The organism is Halalkalibacter alkaliphilus, assembly GCF_023555415.1.
Taxonomy (GTDB): Bacteria; Bacillota; Bacilli; order Bacillales; family Bacillaceae_D; genus Halalkalibacter; species Halalkalibacter alkaliphilus.
On record NZ_JAKRYL010000033.1, the window covers coordinates 1 to 22,643 of the forward strand.

The 22,643-nt window shown below is 37.3% G+C and carries 19 protein-coding genes; 3 read left to right on the forward strand and 16 right to left on the reverse strand.

Translation table 11 applies throughout. From position 1 onward, the window contains the following. Positions 1 to 418: 418 nt before the first annotated feature. The 4 genes from MF646_RS20960 to MF646_RS20975 all read right to left on the reverse strand — a co-directional run bounded on the left by MF646_RS20960 (position 419) and on the right by MF646_RS20975 (position 4,656). Positions 419 to 1,564, reverse strand: coding sequence for an SMP-30/gluconolactonase/LRE family protein (locus tag MF646_RS20960; protein WP_250098454.1), 1,146 nt, complete (start codon positions 1,562 to 1,564; stop codon positions 419 to 421). Between the two features lie 370 nt (positions 1,565 to 1,934). After that, on the reverse strand, positions 1,935 to 2,777 hold the full coding sequence (locus tag MF646_RS20965) for a mechanosensitive ion channel domain-containing protein (protein WP_250098455.1): 843 nt from the start codon (positions 2,775 to 2,777) through the stop codon (positions 1,935 to 1,937). Positions 2,778 to 2,847: 70 nt separating this feature from the next. Further along, entirely contained in the window at positions 2,848 to 3,960 is a 1,113-nt protein-coding gene (gene ytvI, locus MF646_RS20970; RefSeq protein WP_250098456.1) for a sporulation integral membrane protein YtvI, read from the reverse strand. A gap of 360 nt (positions 3,961 to 4,320) precedes the next feature. Next, the gene (locus MF646_RS20975; protein WP_250098457.1) at positions 4,321 to 4,656 is read right to left on the reverse strand and encodes a DUF3895 domain-containing protein; all 336 of its coding nucleotides are present in this window, start codon (positions 4,654 to 4,656) and stop codon (positions 4,321 to 4,323) included. 251 nt (positions 4,657 to 4,907) lie between these two features. Between MF646_RS20975 and MF646_RS20980 the strand changes: the two genes are divergently transcribed. Beyond that, positions 4,908 to 5,534 (forward strand): 3'-5' exonuclease, encoded by a 627-nt coding sequence (locus MF646_RS20980; RefSeq protein WP_250098458.1) that lies wholly within the window; start codon positions 4,908 to 4,910, stop codon positions 5,532 to 5,534. A 326-nt stretch (positions 5,535 to 5,860) separates the two neighbouring features. Here MF646_RS20980 and MF646_RS20985 read toward each other — a convergent pair whose 3' ends face one another. The 10 genes from MF646_RS20985 to MF646_RS21030 all read right to left on the reverse strand — a co-directional run bounded on the left by MF646_RS20985 (position 5,861) and on the right by MF646_RS21030 (position 17,326). Beyond that, positions 5,861 to 6,952 (reverse strand): C45 family autoproteolytic acyltransferase/hydrolase, encoded by a 1,092-nt coding sequence (locus MF646_RS20985; RefSeq protein ID WP_250098459.1) that lies wholly within the window; start codon positions 6,950 to 6,952, stop codon positions 5,861 to 5,863. Positions 6,953 to 6,993: 41 nt separating this feature from the next. Further along, positions 6,994 to 8,175 carry a saccharopine dehydrogenase family protein gene (locus MF646_RS20990; protein WP_250098460.1) on the reverse strand — a complete coding sequence of 394 codons (1,182 nt, stop codon included), beginning with the start codon at positions 8,173 to 8,175 and terminating at the stop codon, positions 6,994 to 6,996. Between the two features lie 40 nt (positions 8,176 to 8,215). Then, a complete protein-coding gene (locus tag MF646_RS20995) occupies positions 8,216 to 9,232 on the reverse strand; it encodes an NADH:flavin oxidoreductase/NADH oxidase (protein WP_250098461.1) in 1,017 nt (338 codons plus the stop codon). Between the two features lie 63 nt (positions 9,233 to 9,295). Next, positions 9,296 to 10,849, reverse strand: a complete 1,554-nt coding sequence (locus MF646_RS21000) for a sodium:solute symporter family protein (RefSeq protein ID WP_250098462.1) — start codon at positions 10,847 to 10,849, stop codon at positions 9,296 to 9,298. Positions 10,850 to 10,852: 3 nt separating this feature from the next. Further along, the gene (locus tag MF646_RS21005) at positions 10,853 to 11,068 is read right to left on the reverse strand and encodes a hypothetical protein (RefSeq protein WP_250098463.1); all 216 of its coding nucleotides are present in this window, start codon (positions 11,066 to 11,068) and stop codon (positions 10,853 to 10,855) included. Between the two features lie 27 nt (positions 11,069 to 11,095). Further along, a complete protein-coding gene (locus MF646_RS21010; protein ID WP_250098464.1) occupies positions 11,096 to 11,947 on the reverse strand; it encodes a polysaccharide deacetylase family protein in 852 nt (283 codons plus the stop codon). A 39-nt stretch (positions 11,948 to 11,986) separates the two neighbouring features. Further along, complete coding sequence (locus MF646_RS21015) at positions 11,987 to 12,757, reverse strand: SDR family NAD(P)-dependent oxidoreductase (protein ID WP_250098465.1); 771 nt, start codon at positions 12,755 to 12,757, stop codon at positions 11,987 to 11,989. 32 nt (positions 12,758 to 12,789) lie between these two features. Beyond that, the gene (locus tag MF646_RS21020; protein ID WP_250098466.1) at positions 12,790 to 13,548 is read right to left on the reverse strand and encodes an SDR family NAD(P)-dependent oxidoreductase; all 759 of its coding nucleotides are present in this window, start codon (positions 13,546 to 13,548) and stop codon (positions 12,790 to 12,792) included. A gap of 18 nt (positions 13,549 to 13,566) precedes the next feature. Next, positions 13,567 to 15,258 carry a hydantoinase B/oxoprolinase family protein gene (locus MF646_RS21025; protein ID WP_250098467.1) on the reverse strand — a complete coding sequence of 564 codons (1,692 nt, stop codon included), beginning with the start codon at positions 15,256 to 15,258 and terminating at the stop codon, positions 13,567 to 13,569. Further along, entirely contained in the window at positions 15,239 to 17,326 is a 2,088-nt protein-coding gene (locus MF646_RS21030) for a hydantoinase/oxoprolinase family protein (protein WP_250098468.1), read from the reverse strand. The genes MF646_RS21025 and MF646_RS21030 overlap by 20 nt, the downstream gene beginning before the upstream one ends. 280 nt (positions 17,327 to 17,606) lie before the next feature. Here MF646_RS21030 and MF646_RS21035 point away from each other — a divergent pair, with 280 nt between their 5' ends. Next, on the forward strand, positions 17,607 to 18,392 hold the full coding sequence (locus tag MF646_RS21035; RefSeq protein ID WP_250098469.1) for an IclR family transcriptional regulator: 786 nt from the start codon (positions 17,607 to 17,609) through the stop codon (positions 18,390 to 18,392). A gap of 525 nt (positions 18,393 to 18,917) precedes the next feature. Here MF646_RS21035 and MF646_RS21040 read toward each other — a convergent pair. Together MF646_RS21040 and MF646_RS21045 are read right to left on the reverse strand one after the other, a co-directional pair. Further along, positions 18,918 to 20,474 (reverse strand): ATP-binding protein, encoded by a 1,557-nt coding sequence (locus tag MF646_RS21040; RefSeq protein ID WP_250098470.1) that lies wholly within the window; start codon positions 20,472 to 20,474, stop codon positions 18,918 to 18,920. A gap of 467 nt (positions 20,475 to 20,941) precedes the next feature. After that, positions 20,942 to 21,142 (reverse strand): cold-shock protein, encoded by a 201-nt coding sequence (locus MF646_RS21045; RefSeq protein WP_250098471.1) that lies wholly within the window; start codon positions 21,140 to 21,142, stop codon positions 20,942 to 20,944. Between the two features lie 465 nt (positions 21,143 to 21,607). On the opposite strand from MF646_RS21045, the gene MF646_RS21050 reads away from it, so the two are divergent. Then, entirely contained in the window at positions 21,608 to 22,546 is a 939-nt protein-coding gene (locus MF646_RS21050) for a YndJ family transporter (protein WP_250098472.1), read from the forward strand. The last annotated feature ends 97 nt before the right edge of the window (positions 22,547 to 22,643 follow it).

Consider the following 22,643-nt stretch of genomic DNA (forward strand, 5'->3'; position numbering starts at 1 on the left):
ATTTGGGATTTTCTTGAAAATCCCTGAGATATCATGTATCTCTTTTTCGCTTGGCTTTTGTTCAGTTTTCAAAGAACTCGTTTACCGCCGTTTCATCAGCGACATTTATTATCATAACATAACATCTCGTTCTGCGCAACAACTTTTAAAAAGTTTTTTCGCAATCACCACCGATTCAATCAATCGTTCGTGGCGACAAGAGATAATATATCACGAATTACAATTCTGCGCAATATAGAATTTAAAATTATTTTTTTGCGGCTAGGTTAATAAATCTACCATAGTTCAAGCATACAATCAACAATAAATAAAATTATAGACGGAGAGAAAGGTTCATTGTCCACTTTATTATTAATAAATCTAAACTGTTACCTGTCTCCTCGTCATGGTCACCCGCTCATAAATATAACTCTCTAAGCTAAAATCCAATATCACCCTTATTAATCCAACCAATTGTGTTCGTATTATTTAAATGATGGAAGAACAACTTATCGTCCGTTTCCGTTGCTCCGGTGATTTCTGTATAAGAACCTTTTGGATCTTGTAAATCAGCCACAATATCTCCTGACTCATTAATCGCTATAAGATGAGAGTATCCATTACCTTTAGGCAGCATAAAAGCTGGTAACCGCATAGCTATAGAACGAAGCCACGGTTTATTAGCACTGAAATCTAAAAAATCATTTCGAGGATAGATTAATCCGATCCAGTACCTTCCATCCTCCCCTTGCATGATGTTATCAGGCAAACCAGGTAAATTATCAACTACTATTTGTGCAGATGTATCCTGTTTGAATGCACTAATGTTTTCTGCAGTTACGTCTAGTTTCCAAACACGATATTTACCTGTTTCGTTTATTAATAAATGCTGTTCATCTTCACTTAAAGCAATTCCATTTGCAAAGCTTAAGTCATTCATTAAAACTCGTGTTTGTTGTGTTGTAGGATTGTATTCCAATACCCTACCCGTGCTGCTATTCGCTAAAATGTCTAGTTCACCAGCTCTTCCTACATCACCAATTTCCTTTGCTTTCACTAGCAATGAGGCATCTGAAAAATAAATCAATCCGTTTTTTGCTACGACTACCGCGTCAGCAAAATGAGTCGGATAACCATCGGCAGAATTTGTTAGCAGTTCTATCTCCTGTCCCCCACCAATGTTAGTCACCCGAATCAGTCCCCCATGTTCTCCATACAAAGGATCGGCAATAATCAGTGCTCCCTCAGAATCGAAATCAAATCCAAGCGGACGTCCCCCTGTATTAACAACAACTTGACTTTCTGATCCATCAGGGCGAACGCGAATGATTTCTCCATCCTCCATCGCGGCATACAACCAATTATCTCGATACACAATATGCTCTGGTTGATTGAAATGATCTAGTTCAATAAATTCCATCCCCGCTAACCTACTATTCACTTTATGAGGACCTGTATATCCTTCCGTCTGTGGAGCATCCCAATAAGGTGGGTGAATCGGTACAGGCCATATCAATAAATAAAGTGTGAGTAGACAGAACGCACTTAGAACGATAAGTAAATAGCCTTTCTTCTTTAGCTTCATAATCATTTTCCCTTCGTATATGCTCACCAATCACTACTTAACCAATTAAGGAGTAAGAAGAATTTCCTGTTTTCCAAAATTCTCTAACTGGTACCAATCCGCTCCTCTTGCTGATAATGGACGTTTAGTAATTACACAACACCTAATGCTCGAAGTCTGTTTAATTATACCAAGCTCAAAAGAATACTAGTATCTCTTAATTTTATTTCCAATTCGTAAAAAAACGATCCTACCATGAGAATCGTCCCCAACATCATATTTAATTACCTTACTTACTTTAGTTTCTTCCCCAACAAAGCGCCTGTTAATTCAACAAATTATTGCCATCAGCTGCTAGCTGTCCATCTTTACACTGTGTATACGATATAAACTATGCAATCTTCACCCCTTCATTCTCTTTCACACACTCAAGGACCTCACGCCAAATAATATCCTCTGTCATCTTCAATTTCCTCGGTTCAGTTAAATAACGCAACGTCAACTTAATATAACCGTCTTTAACCATAACAGAAACGGCTGGTGTTAAGTCTTGAGAATGGAGCATATATTTTTTCGAAGCTTCTTGGACTTTGTCCCTAGCTTCTGTAGAAATATGCTCTGTATGTTTGTTCAAAATCGTTTCAAACTGAGCTTTTGCTTCTTCCCATTCACTATCAAGTGTCAACCGAACGTCGATTTCATTCCACACATAACCGAACCCCTTACTCGCATTAGAAACAGCATGTGTAAAGAGATAATTATTTGGAATGTGAACAACCTTCCCTGTGCTTTGTTCTCCTTCAGCCTTTGATGTTACTTCCATCATCACAAAATGAAAGATTTTTTGATCAATCACATCTCCCGCACGATCATTGACAACAACGCGGTCCCCCACTTCAAATGGTTTTTGAATCACAATAATGAGCAATGCGGCAATGTTTGTAAAAATCTCTCTCAGCGCAATTGCAATTCCCGCCGAAATGAACCCAACATAGATCGTTAAATCAAGCCTCGCTTCAGACCATAACATAATAAAAATCACGACTAGAATGACAGAATGTAAATAATAGAACCTTTTACGAGTGACGTAATACAGACTGTTTTCTTTAATCGTTCTATGAAGAAGCTTATTTGTTAGCCTGACAACCTTATAATAAATAAGTAAAATCACGAGTGATAAACATGCTTTATAAATAATTGGGTTTGCCTGAAAATAGTGAATAACCTCTTGCATCTTAATCTCTTCCCCCAAATTTTCTATTTCTAGTAATCATGAAATTATTACGTTACTAATAACTAAAATCTTACTCAACCTTAATAAATCGCCATATACCTTCAAATATTTTTGCCTCATGAAAAGAGATAAGCAAAACCAGGATTACCGGACCTAAAAATAACCCAATAAACCCAAACAGTTGTAACCCTACAAATAAGGAAATAAGTGTTGCCAATGGATTCAAACCTAAGCTTGATGATAGTACTTTCGGTTCAGCAAATTGTCGTATAGTAATCGTTAATCCATAGAGGATTAACAACCCCACTCCTAAAAAGAGATTACCGGTCATGACGCTATAAATGCCCCATGGAATTAAAATAATCCCTGTGCCTAAATATGGCAACAAGTCGACAACACCGAGAATGAGAGCAATCGTTAAGGCATGCTCGACTCTTAAGATAAGAAGGCCAATCAAGTTAACGACCGCTGTCATACTAATTAAGATAAACTGAGCTCTTAGAAAACCAATCAGTTTGAATTTTAAATCTAGATAGACCTGACCCATTTGTTCTTTGATTCGGTTTGGCAGCTTCCTTTTTACAATCGCTTGAAGTCGGTGCCAGTCTTTGCTTATGAAGTACAAGGAAAGAAGGACAAAGACAAAAACCGTTAATGTAATCGGAAGTGCCCCAATAAATTGAGAGAGACTGTTTGCAATCGCCTGACCCGCATTCCCAAGAATTGAAGCAAACTGACCTCCAAGCTGTTGAATGCTATTTTCAATCGCATCTCTTTGCGCTACATCTAGCTCATCAATAAACCCGATCCCTCTCACCCAAAGAGGAAAGATATGCTCATTAACATACATCTGGATATGAGTCGAGATGATTTCAATTTGATTTGGCACAAGTCTAGATAAATATTGAAAACCGTCAACAAGCTTGATGATAAGTAACGTCAGCACGCCTCCAACTAATCCAAACAAGAACAAAATACCTGATAACACGGCCAACGCTCTTGGGAATTTCGCTGACTTCTCTAACCAATTCACGACAGGATTAATGAAGAAAGCAATCCCTAATGCAATTAAAAATGGAAACGTAAGCCAAACAACATAATAGAAGACAAGCCACCCTAAAACGAGTAATAGAGCTACAATCAATACTCGAAAGATGACTCGAAGCACCTTATTCTCAAACACCTACCCACCTCCCAAACCAACCTCTAATAAAATCCAAAAGAACCAAAAAAGAACTCATCCCCTGTCTCTACTCTCATCTTCTCCAATTTCAGATTTATAATAATATAAGAAAAAGACCTTTACCAAAGTAGGCAAAGGTCTTACTTTATTACAGACCTCTACCAATGGCAAAGGTCTGGCTAACAACATTTGATGTTGCCAATAAAGCCGAGGATGCTCTCCCGTGAATGACGACTTTATTGTACAGCTACTCCCCTTTAAGTAGGTAGTATACGATTATTGAAATCATAATTGATTATGAAGGCGAAAACAACGGGTTTTCTTCTTTTACGTAATTTCTCATAATCTCGAGGGGATTTGCTAAAACAAACTTAGCTGCTGCCCCATTTCCGGTTCCGAATCTTCTTCTGTTTCTTCTGTGTCTTCACTATCTTCTTCCGGTTCCTTATTAATTGATAGCTCACCAATTCTTTTATATTGTACGTCATTTTCGACTCGGCTCATCTCTATTATTGAATCCGTAACGTACGTTTCTACCACAACAGCAATTTGAGGATAAATCTTATATTTTCCAGTTGAATATGCTTTTGAACTTGAACCATTCTCAATTAAATAATCACATAAATTTGTAAGAGTAAAAAACTCATGTCGCGTTATATAATCCTTGATTAATTCTTTTTCTTTATATGAGAGCAAGGAAATGCCTCCTCTTTTTTATTAAAAGTATAACATTAGTAATGATGTCTATTGTAACAAAGTGTTGTTGGATGTGGGGAATTTATGAGAAATCTATTAACCAAAAACCAAACATAAACATTGAGTTACCTTTGTAGGTATCATCAACTTATTCATAAATGACATGATGTAAATCCTATTAATCTACGTTATACTAGTATATCCATAGAGTTTTTCCGTACGTCGAACTTTTATTGTTAGGAGGACCCCAGTTGGATTTTGTTGCAATAGATTTTGAAACAGCTAATACAAACCGTTCGAGTGTTTGTTCGATTGGACTAGTTGTCGTAAAAAATGGCAAGGTTTCCGAAGAGTATTATCAATTAATTAAACCAACCGATATGTACTTTGACCCCCTTTGTGTGAGAATTCATGGAATTACTCCAAAAGATGTCAAGGATGCCCCATCATTTAATGAAGCATGGAAGGATATCTCCCACTTGCTTGAAGGTAACCTCGTCATTGCCCATAATGCAAGCTTTGATATGTCTGTATTGAGACACTCACTAGATGAGTGTAAGTTCGATTACCCATCATTTCCCTATAACTGTACGGTCAATGTTTCTAAAAAAACATGGCTCGGTCTACATAGTTATTCACTGAATGTGGTCGCTGAACATTTACAGATAGAATTTAAACACCACCATGCCCTTGAAGACGCACAAGTAGCAGCGCAAGTATACCTCGAAGCGTGCAAACACAACAATGTTTCAAGCCACGAAGAACTCATTGAAAAACTAGAAATTGGTCAAGGAACGGTTTATGCCAACGGCTATACACCAGCACGCGCGAACAAAAAGAGAAGCAAAAACAAAAGAGATTCGTTGAAAATTAATTAACCCAACATATGTAAAAGGGATGAACTACTTATATATAAGCGTTCATCCCCTTTTTTATATGATGTACAAAGAAATCAACAAAAAAACGATCTCACTAGCGCAGTATTTCTCCTAACATAAGCTCCATCATTCCACCCATAAAACCCGTACTTCCTGCTGCTGTTGAATCGGTGAAGTTGGGTGTATAAAGTGTCGCTTATCTAACTCTTCTAACTGTCGAATATCTAAATTCACTTTAACTCACTCCCCAAATCATTCTCACATGCCACTTTTCTCCGCCATTCTCTTCACTCCCATCACTATTTTTGATCAATTTTTAAAAACTACTAAATGACATATTCCTCCATCTCACTGGAATTACCAGATGAGACATATATTCTTTTCTCAGACAAATCCATAATTATCGAGAAAACTGTTTCCATTTGACGATGTGCAGGAACATGACTATTAGAAAAATGTTGAATGGAATTAGGTGCATTAAAATCATCTGTTAACCACTTTTGAAAGTGCTCAGCGGAAATTGACTCTTCTTTCTGTAAAGCAACTCGAATTAATTGCTCAGCTCTGTTCTTCCTTATATACGAGTCTTCATATTTAAACTCATTAAGATCTCGAACAGATTTTTTCATTTCTCTGGACAGCAGATGGTTTGTATGAACTACATACCCTTCAGGATTAAATAAAATATCTATTCCCTTTGGAGATACTTCTATATTCATTGCTTGTGCTCTACCATTTCCTTCATCACTTCCAAGCAAAAAGTTAGCTGGAGAGGCGAGCTGTTGATGACTCACTTTTGAAATGGCCTCAGCAAGTGTACTTGAATTTAAGATTGCACGTAATCCTAAATGGAGAGGGACTTTGGTTTCAAGACAATCGGTATGAAGAGCATTTAAACAAACCCCAATCCCACGGCTGTTGCACCCTACCTTTCCAATCAATCCACCCTCTGTAACCATTTTAATATTTGGTTTCCCCTCTTGTTCAATATCAAGAAGTAAAAGACTATTCCTTTGCTCTGCTTTCCAGTCCCAGTTCTGACCGATGATGGCTTTTGTTCCTATAGGAGGATACACCCCTATAGCCGTACAGCCATCTGAAAAAGTTGTTGATTGATTCATACGTGTTAAAGCAATCTCGCTTCTCGTATTTAAGACGAGAATGTCGTCAAAAGTAGTACCCGAGCCGTTTGCAACACCTTGCATTTCTTCAATGAAGTTTTTTTCGTATTTCTCAATTGCTTCTAGATGATTTCGTGCAAGATTGATAGCATCATCCCAGCTAATATTTTTAAATTGACTGAATAAGCGCTCGTATGTTTCTAAACTTTGATGAATTTGTGCTTTTCCTTCGGCACCGTGTATATAACCTATCTGATGAGGAGTGCCTTTTGCTTTTATCGCTTTAATTCTATTCACATCCCCTATTATTCTCGTATTTTAGAACGTTACTTTTATTATCATACTTGTTGAATAAAACTAGACTCGACTCGAATTCCACGTTTAGCCAGTTCATCAAAGTATAATTGTGTCGGGATAACCCCTTCTGAAGCAAAGAAACCTCTTTCTTTAATTTGCCCACTTGCTAGGAGTCTTGTTGTGACAGCTGCTGGAAATCCAACAGAGAATACACCTTGAGACATATGAGGCCACTTTTCATATGGTGATATGACACAGTCCATGATATATTTACTCGCTTTCCCTTCCTTTTCTCCTATTACTACCACTTGTAATGCTTTATGATCATCATGTTTGACAACTTCTTTTGTCTTTTTGGCTACATTCAATGCTGTAAGATGCGCTAGTACTTTTCTTGGAATGACTTCTGTTCCTTTTATATCAATGGGTTTATTACTTCCAAACCCAAGACTTACGACAAACCTTAACTTTTCTTCAAATTCCTTTGGTAGCGCTAGCTTAAAAGAGACATGTTGGATTCCTTTTTCCTTAAATGAAATAGGCATTGTTGCCACCTCTGAATGAATAGTAGGAATCACAGATTGCGTCCCTATTGGGTGTGGAAAGTCAACGACTTCTTCTCCTTCAAATGGATTCAATTCTCTAAATTCACCATTGGTATATACAAAAGGATTCATCATGTACTCATCGAGCAATGTTTCAATGGCATAAGGTGGTGTGAAATCATTTTCATCCAAATTACGATTCACAATCCCATCACGGATAGCGACTGAATGGACTTTATCAAGGCGATCATAGGCATACCTCGCCATCACATTGACGATCCCCGGAGCACTTCCCGATCCCACAATCCCTGTGATTCCCTCTCGTTTAAATTCATCATTGTATTGTAACTGTTCTCTAGCCCAATGAAACAGCCCACCAAAATCAGTGTAATGAGTTTTCGCTTGTAAACATGCCTTCATAACTTTAATATTGAAATGATGTGAGCTTCCATTCAAACAAGCATCATATTGTCGAAGAACCTCTACTAATTCATGATGATTGTTCAAATCTATTTGAGAGATCGTAACCTTACCTGAACTTAATCTCTGTTTTCTAGCTTCTAGTGCTTCTAAATTAATATCACCTAGAAAAACCTCTTTGACATCTTTATTTTCAACAAAGTCCTGAATTGCTCCTAAAACTACCTTTCCAGCCCCACCTAAAACGGCTATTTTCATTATTTTTACCCCTTTATAAAGGTTTAGATGTTACACAAATTTAAAAAGAATAACCCATATCGTAAACACCAGGTAACTCCAGATTCTCCTTTACATGCAGCGATGCTTCTTTAGCCCAATACGGAGATCGCAACATGCCTCTACCGATTGCCACAATATCGGCCTCTTTATCACGTATCACCTTCTCAGCAATATCTGGATTTTCCAATCGTCCAACGGCAATCACCGGAATTCCAAATATCTCTTTAATCTTTTTAGCATATTTCACTTGATAACCAGGATAAACTTCAGGCCTAACTGGACTATTTCCACCTGTACTAACATCAAAAGCATCTACTCCAGCCTTTATGAATTCAGGTATCATGGAAAGTACATGATCCAAATCATAGCTCTGTTCTCCATACTCTCTAGCAGACACCCTCATGATTAAAGGCATCGAAGAAGGAATACTAGCTCTTACAGCCTTTATCACCTCTAATGGAAAAGCCGTGTATTCCCCGTATTTATCCTTTCGCTTATTACTGACTGGGGACATAAACTGATGAAGCAAATAACCGTGCGCTCCGTGAAGTTCAATTGTATCGAATCCCGCTTTGACAGCTAACGATGCTGATTCCGCAAAACATTGAACAATCTCCTTAATTTCATCCTCCATTAACGCCCGAGGACATGGCGAGTCTGGAGAAAATGGAAGCGAACTAGGGCCAACAATATCACTTCCTTTTATTGTCGATTTCCGACCTGCATGGGCAATTTGCAATCCAACTTTTGCTCCGTATTCGTGACAGGCATCAACTATCCTTTTAAACTTCGGTACCTGTTCTTTTGAATATAAGGTAAGACAGTGTTCTGTAATTCTTCCTCTAGGCTCTACATTTGTCATTTCAAAGAAAACAAGTCCGGTACCACCAATTGCTCGACTCGTATAGTGTGTATAATGCCAGTCTGTAGGACAACCATCTTTTTGTTTTACTTGATACTGACACATCGGTGACATCATAATTCTATTTGTCAATTCAAGTCCATTTAATGAAAACGAGCTAAATAAATTAGTCATTGATTACCTCCTAGCACCAAAATGGATCGGATGGAGATATCGTTCCACCCGATCAATACATACTTACAAAATGCCAAGTAAATAGAGCAATAAGAAGAACACAAAAGCAACAATAACTAGACCACCAATTAGTAGTATATAATCCGATCTTTCTGCTTTTATTGGTTCTGATTTGAACCCTTTTGCTTTTAAGAGTTGATATCCTTCCTTTTCTTCAGGTCTCTGTTTCGTTAATAGAGATAGTAAAATCAATCCACCAAACCCAATCGGGAAACTGTATACTGTTGGGAATGGAGAAAACCAGCCCCAAAAATGATTCGTAACAATCATAAAGGCGCCTAACGGAACACTTAACCACATCATAATGTTTACAGCTTTTAATGTAAGTCTTTCCCAGTATAAAGAAAGGACAAGTGTCGGGAAGAACCCTAAAGAAGCGATAATCCCTGCTAATGATCCAGCAATAATCAGTAACCACATTTGTCTAAATGCTAGAATTCCAACCACGATTAACACAATCACACTAATGACTACTGTGTAGTTTTTCTTAGACTGATCCGTCATATTTGGCTTAATCGAATATCGAATTAAATCAACAATTCCTTGTGAAATGGAAAGTGCTTGCGTATTAGCCGTTGTAAATGCTGCAGCCATTGCTCCCCCGATAATTAATACTCCGATATACCAAGGCCAAACGTTCACCGAAGCAAAGGCTGAAACATTATCTGGGTGCATTGAATCTGGTGCTATAACTGCCTTTAACATCGAAGCGGAAAGGAAAACAACAATAGAAAGAACAACTGTTAAGATATAAGAAACATACGAACCTTTTAAAATACTCTTTGGGCTATCAACAATGAGAGAACGATTAATTAAGTGAGGGGATCCACCAATAATCGCCATCCAAGCTAAAGCAAACCCTACATAATACATCATATCTAACCCAGATCCACCTGTTGCAGACCAACCTCCACTTTCAGAGATCGCTCGAATTCCTTCACTAAATCCCCCTATTGAGTTTGCTGTTGCTGGTAAGATAAAGATGGCGATGAAAATAAAGATGGCCATGGCGAAAGTATCCGTCATAACAACCGACCACATACCTGCTAAGCCTAACGTAAGAGCTACGACAACCACCATAATAATGACGGCTGTTGGTAGAGAGATATCAAAGATAGTAGATAGAATTAATCCTCCACCTTGAACCTGTACGAGCAAATAAAAATATAGAATTCCCGCTAAAGCTAACCCTATTCCACCAAATAGAATTTTACTATTACTTCCAAATCGCACTTTATAATATTCAGAAATACTTGCTACACCAAGTTTCCGCATTCGCAGACCTATTAACGTAATAGCAATAATCCACCCGAAGGTAAAACTACTTGTATAGAATAGTAGAAAAGGCATCGGCCCCCAATTCCAGGCTGTCCCTACTCCACCAATAAAAGTAGAAAGACTAACATAACTAGCCGTTAACGTACCTGTAAACATCCACCACTTTGCTTTTCTTCCCATAATCCAATAATCTTCAGCTGTTTTAACTCGATTTTTCACGAGCACACTTATAACAACAAAAATGGCCAAAACGAGTACAATTCCCCATGCGATATGCAATGTCTATACCCCCTTTTTCAAAGCAAGATAGTAAAGAAGAGCAAAGAAACCAACAAACCCTAAAAAGTAACCAAGAATAATCACTTCATGTAACCCAGGTGCATTTTTAGGTGAATCAGTGAACCCTAATACAGCTAAAAATCCCCACATAAGAAACAACCAAGACACCCATACAACAATGTCAAAAATGTAGCTTTTTTTCTCCTTGCCATTATTCATGTTAATCGCCCTCCTTTTATCAACTGCCTAAATAGGGTTATATTTACCGAAGATGTCGCCTGATTTTACTTTTTCGCAAATGGTATCCATTCTTTCAAAGCGTACCGGCAATGTTTGCAACTCATCTAACCACTTCTCTAATCCCAACATACGATGTCCGCGACCGATCACCTGAGGATGAAAGGTTGCAACGAGCACTCCATTCTCAAAATCTCGTAACATATAACGCACATCATCTGTCCAATTTTCAAACACAGAATCCGCTGACCGCAATCCCGGCATAAGAAGATTTTCCATTCTGACGTACTCAAATTGAGGGTAATCATCAAGCGACCAACTTACAGGCAATTCAACGATGTCTGTTTCTTCCCCAAACTCAACCCCCTTATCCCAAGTAATATTATCACCAGTTCGACAATAAAAAGGCTGATAATCATGGCCCATTAAACTAGAGTCATAGCTAATTTGATATTTTTGGAGAATACCTACAGTATGAGGAGAGAAATCCCATGCTGGAGCTCGATACCCTTTTGGTTCAACGTTTAATATATTTCGAAACGAGTCCAAACTTTTAATTAGAATTTCCTCTTCAGTCTTTGCATCTAATTTAGTATTATTTTCATGAGCATACCCGTGCAATGCCACCTCGTGCCCAGCACGGGCTATTTCCTTACAAACATCAGGATATGTGTCTATTGTATGCCCAGGTATAAACCAAGTTGTCTTAATTCCTTTCTTTTCTAGTAAATGTAGGATTCTTGGAACAGCGACAACTCCAAACTCTCCGCGAGAGACCGGTGTAGGAGATGTCAGATTCCTAGATAACCAGATTGAAATTGCATCAAAATCAAACGTTAAGCAGACCGTTCCTTGATTCAAATGGATCCTCCCTTCTATTTACTTAACTCTTCTAAAGAGTTATTTTTGTTTATTTGACATTGGCAATCCGAAATGACCAGAAGAAAGCCCCCCATCAACAGGAATGATTTGCCCAGTGAGATACGTATTTGAAGGTGACATGATCAGCTCAATGATTGAGGCAATTTCTTCAGGCTGAGCAGGCCTACCTAATGGAATCCTCGAACTAAATGTATCAATATATTCTCCACCTAATTTCTCGCTATGAACTAACCCTGGTGCAATACTATTAACAAATATTGAATGGTCAGCTAATTCCAGGGCCAATACCTTTGTTAGCATGACAAGACCAGCTTTTGACGCACAATAATGTCCTGATCCAACACGTGCTGACTGATAGCTTCCCGAAGAAATGGTTACAATATGCCCCCCTTCTTTTTGCTCAACCATCTGTCTAGCAACAGCCTGACAGACTAGAAATGCGCCTTTGAGATTAATATTTAACACGTTATCCCAATCCTCTTCAGACATTTCTACTATTCGTCTATCCGGGAAAATACCCGCACTATAAATGAGTCCATCAATTCCTCCCCAGTTCTTTTTCATTCTAGTCAAAATATCATTGATGTCAGCAGACTCTCTAACATCCCCTTTCATTGCAATCACGCGATCCTGCCAGTAATCAAGTGTGCTAAAGCGTAATAAAGCTTCCTCATTAATATCCATAATGGCCACACTATTACGTGATGCAAGAAAGCGTTCTACAATAGCCAACCCAATACCAGAGGCTCCACCAACAACTAATATTCTCTTTTCCTTTAACTCTGCCAATCCCTGTCCTCCCTCCTTGAAGTACTAGTTTGTTACTGACTCGTATAGCCCCCATCTATAACCAGTTCTGTCCCTGTGACAAAAGCTGATTCATCAGAAGCCAGAAATAACGCTCCATTCGCAATATCTAACGGCTCTCCAAATTCAGGCCAAGGGGTGAGAGACTTGTATTGCTTATAAATGGCTTCATCCTGTAATTTACGTTCAGTCATTGGCGTTTTAATCACACCAGGATGAATCGTATTCACTCTTATTCGATGCTTGGCAAATTCAACGGCTGTTGTTTTCGTTAGTCCATTTATCCCACCTTTAGAAGCATGATAAGCTGCATTTTTACCAGAACCTATAAGGGCAAAAATAGAGGATATATTAATAATCGAACCCCCACCTGATTCAATCATAGAAGGTATAAAACGCTGCATTCCTAAAAATACACTACGTAAATTAATATTTATGAAACTTTCCCACCGCTCCATACTTGTTTCGAGCAAGCCTTCTTGACCGCCAATCCCAGCATTATTAACCAACACATCAACCTTGTCAAAATCTTCAAAGAATTTATTGTAAATTGCTCCCCAGCTTTCCTCGGCAGATATGTCAAGTGCTAACGTTTGTGTTTCTATTCTTTTATATTTAGTCTCGATCTGGCTTTTTAATTCTACTAATTTCTCTTTATTTACGTCGATTAACATTAAATTTGCACCTTCTTGAGCAAATCGACTCGCCGTCGCTCTGCCAATTCCCCCTGTAGCACCAGTAATAATAACGCCCTTCCCTTCCAATCTTGACATCTCTACCACCTCCCTTTACTATATTTCACTAGGATTAATTTGGTAGACTTCTTGCAAGGTTCGATCGGAAATATAGCCATTTTTCCAATCATTAATCACCTTCTCTCTATCACGCTCAAGAGGAGACCCATATCCACCAGAACCTGCCGTTTCAAAATAAAGAACATCCCCTTTACGAACTTTCAATCCTGTTACTTTTCTATACAGCCGCTTTTCTTTTGTTGTTCCTGGATTGAGTATTTTTTTACCAGGCAACCCGTTAAGTCCTCCATAATACCCCTTAGGATAAGTTGTCTCTGCATCCCCTCTGATTGATAACGTGAGATTATCTTCTAACATCTTTAATTGTCGAACGATTCCTAAACCACCTCGGTGTTTTCCCATCCCCCCTGAATCTTGATGGAGTTCATATCTTTGAAATAGAAGTGGATATTCTAGCTCCGCTGTTTCAATTGGTACATTCATACAGTTTCCAACATGTACATCTATCCCGCTTAAACCATCTTTAATAGGTCTTGCTCCCATTCCACCTCCATTTAATTCATAATAGACAAAATAATCATTTGTTTTGGGGTTATGCCCCCCTAATGCCACTGTTGTCGCCTGGGCATTACTTGCAGCAGGAATCCGTTCAGGAAGGGCTAAGGATAGAGCTTCTAGACAAATATCACTCAGTCTCATGATCGTGTGATACCTACCACTAACTGGTGCTGGAAAAATCGGATTCACAATCGTTCCTTCTTTTAATTTAACTTCCACTGTTTTATAAGCACCTTCATTCTGTGGAATAGTTGAATCCGTAACACAACGTGTGACATAGTAAGCAACTGCATTTACTGTCTCTTTTGTCACATTAAATGGACCTCTTGATTGAGGGGCACAATTGGTAAAATCGTAAATGAGTTTATCTTCCTCAATTGTAATTTTCACTTCTAAATGAATTGGGACATCCTTTTCGACTCCGTCATCATCCAAGTGTCCAGAAGCTACATAAAACCCCTCTTCCATTTCCTTAATCTTTTCCCTAATTCTCATTTCCGAGTAGTCAAACCATGCTGAGATAATATCTGTAATAGTTTTAATTGAGTATTTTTCATATAGATTTTTCATCCGCTTCTTGCCTACTTCATTTGCCGAAATCTGTGATCGTAAATCTCCCAGTGTATAACTAGGCATCCTCACATTTGCTTTAATGATCGAAAATAGTGTCTGATTTTCGATTCCTTTTTCATACAACTTTAATGGTGGGATAAGTAAACCTTCTTGATATAATTCAGTGGCATCACCGGGTGCGCTCCCCGGTGCACTTCCTCCTACATCAACGTGATGACACATACTACCACAAAAACCGACTAGTGTATGACCAACAAAGACCGGAGCAAACAGCAGAATATCTGGTGAGTGGGATGCCCCCATATATGGATGGTTGATTATAATTTGATCTCCATCAAATATTTGATCTATCGAGTAATGGTTTTTCAAAATACCTTTTAATGTAGCTCCCATCGAACCTAAATGAGTTGGGATATTATCCGATTGCGCTATTAAGTTGCCTTCCTGATCAAAAACAGCTGTCGAAAAATCAAGAGCCTCCCTGACAATACTCGAATAAGCTGTACGCTGCAAAGCTGCACTCATCTCTTCTGCAATTGATATAAAAGAGTGCCCGACTACCTCCATGAGTATTGGGTTAATATCCTTTGGAATCACTAGACGCGGCCCCCTTCAGTGTTATAATGACATTCCCTAAGTAATCTATTTCCACCTTCTCATTTATCTCAATCATAATGGTTGTATCCACTCCATCAATGACTGCAGGACCCTCAATTTGATCTCCCTCAATTAAGACGTCTAGATCATACACATCGATGTTCTCAAAACAATTAGAAGAAAATAAATAAACTTCTCTAACTCCCTTTTTCGCTGCTATGGAGGATGCCTCTCTATTTCGCTCTTTCTTTTCTATTTCTATCTGTGGTTGTAATCCAATGGCCGAAAGCCGATAATTGACAACTTCTACAGGTTCTTTTGGATCACAATAACCATATTCTCTTTCATAAGCGGCATGGAATTTTGAAAGGATACAATCGATATCCCTAAATTCAACTTCCTCCTTGTTAATGTCTACCGATATTTCAAAAGCTTGCCCCTTAAACCTTAGGTCCAACTTATAAGTAAGTAGTTGATGGTTTGGCAAAACAGATTCCTTATCTAACATATCTTTTCCTTTTTTACTAAGCTTCTCAAATTCCAAACTAATTCTATCCATTGAATCCAACTCAAGTGGCACAATTTTAGTCGAAGTAAAATCATGTCGAATATCAGCAACTAGAAAGCCTACTGCACTTAATTGCGATGATGCTTTAGGAATGACCACTTTGGGAATCCCTAATTCCCTTGCTATAGCCGTTGCATGCAAAGGAGAAGCTCCCCCAAAAGCAAACAGGGTAAATTCTTCCGGATCATACCCTTTTTGTACGCTTACGAGTCTTACTGCTTCAGCCATATGATGATTGGCTATTTTCACCATTCCGGCTGCTACTTCTTCTAGCTTTAATTCAGTCTGAACTGATAATTGTTCATAAGCCGCTTTAGCTGCCTCAGTATCCAATCTCATTTCTCCACCTAAAAAATACGTAGGGTCTATCCTGCCTAATAGCAAATTAGCGTCTGTAATAGCTGGTTGTTCGCCTCCATTTCCATAACATGCAGGACCGGGGATTGCCCCAGCGCTTTGAGGTCCTACCTTAAGCAATCCTCCGTTATCAACCCAGCCTAAACTTCCTCCTCCAGCTCCTACTGTTTCCATCTCGATCATCGGTACTTTTAGAGGATATCCTTTCAATCTACTTTCAAGCGTTATACGTGGTAATTGTTGCTCCACAAGTGCTACATCCGAGCTCGTTCCCCCCATATCAAATGTAATAATATTTTTTATGCCCATTTGTTGTGCCACAAATCCAGCTGCAACGACACCCCCTGCAGGACCCGATAATAATGTTTGAATCACGTTTTCAGAAGCTTCTTTCATCGTCATAACCCCACCATTTGATTTCATAATGTAGGGGATTTTCACATTTAATTCTTTTAATTTCTTCTCAAGATTAATGAAATAATTTCTCGTCTGCGGTTTTAGGTATGCATTTACAACTGTTGTGATCGTTCGTTCATATTCTCTAAATTCAGGAGAAATCTGATGTGATAAAGAGATTTGGCATTCTGGATATACCTCTTTGATGATCTGTGCTGTCATCAACTCATGCTTAGGATTAATATAGGAATGCAAGTATGAAACGGCTATTGATGTAATTCCATTTTCTTTGGCCGTTTCAACCGCCTTTTTTACATCTTTTTCATCTAATGTTTCTAGCACATCTCCTTCAGCCGTCATTCGTTCCTTAATCCCAAACCTAAACCTTCTTTCAACTAGAGCAGAAGGTTTATCTAGAAAAAGGTCATAAAGCTTAGGTCGTTTTTGCCTTCCTATTTCAATAACGTCTTTAAATCCATCCGTTGTTAGTAAAGCAACTTCAGACCCTTTATTTTCAAGAAAAGCATTTGTAGCAAATGTCGTACCATGAACAAAATAATGAATCTCTTCAGGTAAGATACCTGCTATCATTATTATTTTTTTAATCCCATTGATTACACCTTCGGAAGGATCACCAGGAGAGGAAGGAGTTTTTGTCAAATGCATCTTATTTTCTGCATCATCGAAAAGAACAACATCAGTAAAAGTCCCTCCTACATCTACGGCCAGTTTAAATTGCTTTGACATTTTCCCACTCACTTTCTTTTCAATATTGAAAATCAATTTCTTATTTGATATTAATTAATAAGACAGAAATTCGAATATTATGATTACTTTTTGAAAATTATTGGTGAGCATATATATTTCAAAAGGAGTCATTACCAAAAAATGTGGAATTTATTTCCTATTACTGTACATACAATTTAAGAGAGATTTCTCATCTGTTATAGGTAAATAGATGTTTTGAAGTATAATAGAGTTATCAAACACTCGTACATTAAAATAAAAATGGAGGGCACATTTACTAATGACTAAAACTGAAAATTTTATCCCATCTGTAAATTCAGCTCTAAGAGTATTAGAACTTTTAATGGAAGAAAAATATCAAAGTGCAACCTTATCAGAAATCTCTATTGCTCTATCAATAAATATAAGTACATGTTTACGTATTTTAAAAACTTTGCAAAAAAAACATTTTGTCTCATATGATGAACAATCTAAAAAGTATCAGTTAGGTTTTTTCCCAGCCTTAGTAGGCGATAGAGCAAAGGAAATAAACAATTACTTATCTATCATTGCAAATCAATTGTCTGAAGCTCAATCAGATATCAAACATATGCTCCTTTTATCTCAGCCAATAAATGATGCGGAAATGGTTTATGTAGCAAAAGAGGAATCACAGTCACTTGTTCGATTGACTGCAAATGTAGGAGAGAAATTCCCTATTATAGTGGGGGCAATGGGGAAATGCTTTATGGCTCACCTTCCACAGGAAAAAGCAGAAGACATTCTAAAGAACTTCGCAGCTGAAAATAAGTTACCGCATTATGCTGAAAATTCAATAGCAACGATTGACGCTTATAAGAAAGAAATAGAGAAGATTAGACAAGACCGTTTTTCAGAAAGTCATTCAGAATACATCCCTGGCGTTTCCGCTATTGCTTGTCCTATTTTTAATTCCAAAAAAGAGGTAGCTTTTATTGTTGGAATCTACTTTTCTGGTTCTCTTAACCACTTGGAAAAGCAAGAACTGGTCGAAAAGTTACAAAAGCTAGCTGATCAGATAACTGGCTCGGTATCTGTTTTTATTTAAAGAGTATTTATCTTTACTTTAGTGAAAATCCTCAGCAAAGTGTTTTTCTGCTGAGGATTTGTTAAATTTAGTTTTCTAAGTTTGGAAGAACGTTCTTTAATGATTATTTGAGTACTATGTTTATATACACTAAGGACACAACTCTATTTAGTTGTGCTTCACATCTGACACGTTCTGGCTCACCTTTTCTCTTCTACTACGATTGGGCATGAAGTGTGTTCCCAGTTTGTCATGTTGTGTTACAAAGAAAACGGTTCGTCTCAGAGGGGGACATGGAGTTTTTCAGAGAAGTATAATCACGTAGTAACCACCGGCTCATTCGAGGAAGATGCTGTTCCTCCTGGCGCACTTCAAACAATGAACAACCCTCCTGAAACATTTTTCTAAACTTTATTCGCACCTAGGTTTTCAAAGGATTATTCAAACCATTATGAATAATCCTTTCTCCTTTCCAACCACTATGTACAATAGAAATCAGACTAATACCTGAGCAGCCAATCAAATACTGCTTCAATTTCAAAACGTTTAATTACTATTTAGAAGCACATCATCCAAAGCTAACTGAAGCGTTCCTTTAAATTCCCCTTGATGTAAAAAAGTCGCCGAAGAATTTCTAAAATTCTTAACGACTTCCTTGCGTAATCCGGTTAAGATCGTTTTACACCCCATCATATAAATCCCATCAATAATACTAGCAAGATCGGAAACCGTCTCCTGCTCCATAGGAGTAACACCCGAAAAATCAACAATCAGCGTTTGAATGGACTGGTTTTCAATCTCGGTTAACACCTTGTCTTCAATAATAGCAAGACGTTGACCATCAACTAAACCTATTAGAGGTAAAATACAAACTTCCTGACTAATAGGAATAATCGGTACCGATAAATTCTCAACTAGCTGTCTTTGCTTTTCAATTAATCCATCTTTGTAATCAGAGTAGCTAATGAAGAAGCTAGCAAAGAACTGATCAAGCAATTCATTAATTTGTTTTTCTTGGGTATAAAAAGTTATGCGGTTCTCTTCGACATCACTAAGTTCATCATAGTTGTATAAAAAGTCCCATAAAGTTCTGCGGATTGCTTGAACCCATTCTAGTTTAAAGGCTAATGTTAAAGAAAACTTAGCCCATGCGATTCCTTCTTGCTTGGCAAAGTTAACTAATTCATGTTCCCTCTCCTCAACGATAAATAAAACAAGCTTATGTGCATTTCCTAGTAAATTTATATTTCCGATATTATGTATCTCTTCAATCTTATCCTTAACATTAATAGCCTCTTCCAATAGTCTCGATTCAAACTCATTGCGATTTTTAAAGAGAAAATCTTTAATCGAAAAGCCTTCTTCATAAGTTAACTTCAATTTTCTCACCCCGCGTTTTTTGCCTTCGTTTTTTATCGGAATTGTTATTATGAACTTGGTACCGATATTTTCCTCACTATTCACTTGGATTTTACCACCATGTTCATACACGGTAGAGAACACCTGAGTCAGCCCCATTCCCGTACCAAGATCCTTTGTTGTAAAAAAAGGAGTCCCCAATAAATCTTGATTTTCTTTCGGTATACCTCTGCCAGTATCCTCGATGGTTACCAACACCTCGCTCCCTTTTAGTTGATGCGTAATAATAATTGTGCCGGTACCTTCAATAGACTCTATTGCATTTTTAATTAAGTTAAAAAAAGCTTTTTTAAACTGATTTTTCTTTCCAGCTATTGAAACATCAGTGTCGTTTAATTCCGTAATAACTTGGATATCGTACAATTTTTCCTGAAATAAATTTAGAATGGAATCTAACTCAACTGAAAGACAGATGTTCTGATAGCCTTCTTCAAATAAATCTGGTTTTGAAACTTGTAAAAGATTATTTAACGTTGTAATCGCATTATCAAGTTCATTAGAAGCAATCGATAGATATTCATCACTATGTTCCTCTTGTAACAACTGAAGAAAACCTTTTACAGCCGTTAGAGGATTCTTCACCTCATGAGCAATTCCAGCAGAAATTTGACCAACTTGTGCTAACTGTCTTAAATGACCCTCACTAGAAGATTGGATATTCTGTTTTTCACTTAGCTTCATCATACATCTCCCCTTTCCTCACCCTTTCTATTAAATAGAGGCTAAAAGATCCAACAAAATAGCCTAAAATTAGGTAGGCGAAATAATATATTTATTGTAAGGGAAGAAATGGAAGAGGTAAAGAGTTATTACTATAGGCACGTTGTTAATGTTGGTCACTTTTGAAAAACTATTATTCATAAATTTAGATTGACCCCTGGTTTAATTAGAGCTAATCAAATGAATTATGATAAAACATTAGGTATTCTAGACATTGTGTGTTATGCTTCATCTAACCATTTTACCACTTGTATCATGTTTGCCCCGAGGCTGACTAAAGTAAAATGCCAGATCCGTCAATTCGAGAATATAGACTTTTACCATATGGTTTATATACCGGATTTGTTAAAAGGGTAGGCATTCATTAGTCAGCCTTTTTTGTATTTTTTGTTTGCACAAAAAAAGGACTCTAATCTAGAGTCCTTTCTCAATTATGCTTTGTTTACATTAACAGCTTGAGGTCCGCGTTGACCTTGCTCAGTGTCAAATGTAACCTTTTGGCCTTCATCTAAAGATTTAAATCCTTCGCCTTGGATAGCTGAGAAATGTACGAATACATCATCTCCACCTTCAACTTCGATGAAACCGAATCCTTTTTCTGCGTTAAACCATTTTACTGTACCTTCTTGCATAATATGTTTCCTCCTACGGTGGATTACGTCCACCATTTATTACTATAGTTGTTCAGTTATCAAAGGCGAAAAGTTTAAACACTTATTCGTTCCTACCGATCGAACAAAAATAATTCTATCTAAGAATAACAGATAGAATTCAGAAAGGCAAATTTTGTTTATTCTGGAAGAAAAGGTACAAAACCTCATACAACACGATTCTTGTAGTTTATATTGAAATTTTTACTCTCTAGTGGTCAAACAACATCCGAGTAAAGCATCAAAATTGACATTAGTTCCAGTTTCAACCTAAAGTTGTATGCTCTTAAGCTGTGCGTTGACTCATCGATATTTCCAGGTTTGTTTTACCGCTCTTTCATAACGTTTCGAAGTTGCTATAATAGAACTGTAAATATATTTTAGACTTTCAATATCTATTAAAGGTTACTAATTTACAATTTATAAAACTGAAAGGAAACTACTAGTATGAAACATCCATTTTTTCCGGCTATTATTGGAGGAATCATTAGTTTTATAATTTTCACATTTGATTATTTCCAATTCAGTCTAATAGAGAAATTTTTAATGTTTGCTTTTTTTGTAATTTCACCACTAACTATTATGTTAATTAACAACAAGGATCAAACAAAGTTTCAAAAAAAGATTTACTCCTTCATAACTGTTCTGCATTTTCCTGCAGCACTTCTTGCTTTAGCTTCCCTTATGAGCAACAAAACCTGGGAAGTGGGAAGTAGTGCTATTTCAGGATCATTCTCTCTTGCGTGGCTTCTTTTTACTTTCCTTCTCGCTTTATATGGATTGCTTCTAATTTTAGAGAAAAAAGAAAAGATAGAAGAAATAGCAATCGGTGCAGGGTTGATTTATTTTTTTATTGGAGGTATTTGGTATACCCTTTATCAATTTCAACTAACCTTTCTACTAGTCGATCCTACAGTCAGTGCTTTAAGCTCTGTTCATTTTCATTTTTCATCTGCTATTGTTCCTATTTTTATTGGAATGCTAGGACGGATCATGGTCAAAAAAAGCTGGTATAACTGGTTAGTCATAATCGATATTATCGGACCAATCTTAATTGCCATTGGAATTGTTTTATCTAAACCATTGGAGATATTTGGTGTAAGTATCTTTGCCTGTAATATTATCATTTATAGTTCTTATCTCCTTTTAAAACTAAGAAAAAGCACTAAAAAAAGTAGTGGAAACCTATTTCTAACCCTTTCCTCCCTTGCTTTTTACAGTATCATCGTACTTTCAATTTGTTATCCGATAGCGAAAAGGTATTTTTCCTTAACAATTATGGATATGGTACCTATATACGGTTCACTACATGCTTTTGGTTTTGTATTATTTGGATTGTTAGGATGGATCTTAATGACTTACTATCCACATAAACGAGCTAATTGAAGAATATCTATCAATTACTATTTGGTGCTCCTGTGTTAAATTATGATGTTGCCATTTGCTGATAGACTACAGAAAAAACTCGATGCTACAGATGTTC

Bases quoted from the DNA above. Each gene is read 5' to 3' on its own strand.
- MF646_RS21045 (WP_250098471.1), bottom strand. From the start codon at position 21,142: ATGCAAGAAGGTACAGTAAAATGGTTTAACGCAGAAAAAGGATTCGGT.
- MF646_RS21020 (WP_250098466.1), bottom strand. From the start codon at position 13,548: ATGTCAAGATTGGAAGGGAAGGGCGTTATTATTACTGGTGCTACAGGG.
- MF646_RS20965 (WP_250098455.1), bottom strand. From the start codon at position 2,777: ATGCAAGAGGTTATTCACTATTTTCAGGCAAACCCAATTATTTATAAA.
- MF646_RS21050 (WP_250098472.1), top strand. From the start codon at position 21,608: ATGAAACATCCATTTTTTCCGGCTATTATTGGAGGAATCATTAGTTTT.
- MF646_RS20960 (WP_250098454.1), bottom strand. From the start codon at position 1,564: ATGAAGCTAAAGAAGAAAGGCTATTTACTTATCGTTCTAAGTGCGTTC.
- MF646_RS20995 (WP_250098461.1), bottom strand. From the start codon at position 9,232: ATGACTAATTTATTTAGCTCGTTTTCATTAAATGGACTTGAATTGACA.
- MF646_RS20990 (WP_250098460.1), bottom strand. From the start codon at position 8,175: ATGAAAATAGCCGTTTTAGGTGGGGCTGGAAAGGTAGTTTTAGGAGCA.
- MF646_RS21040 (WP_250098470.1), bottom strand. From the start codon at position 20,474: ATGATGAAGCTAAGTGAAAAACAGAATATCCAATCTTCTAGTGAGGGT.
- MF646_RS21030 (WP_250098468.1), bottom strand. From the start codon at position 17,326: ATGTCAAAGCAATTTAAACTGGCCGTAGATGTAGGAGGGACTTTTACT.
- MF646_RS21005 (WP_250098463.1), bottom strand. From the start codon at position 11,068: ATGAATAATGGCAAGGAGAAAAAAAGCTACATTTTTGACATTGTTGTA.
- MF646_RS21035 (WP_250098469.1), top strand. From the start codon at position 17,607: ATGACTAAAACTGAAAATTTTATCCCATCTGTAAATTCAGCTCTAAGA.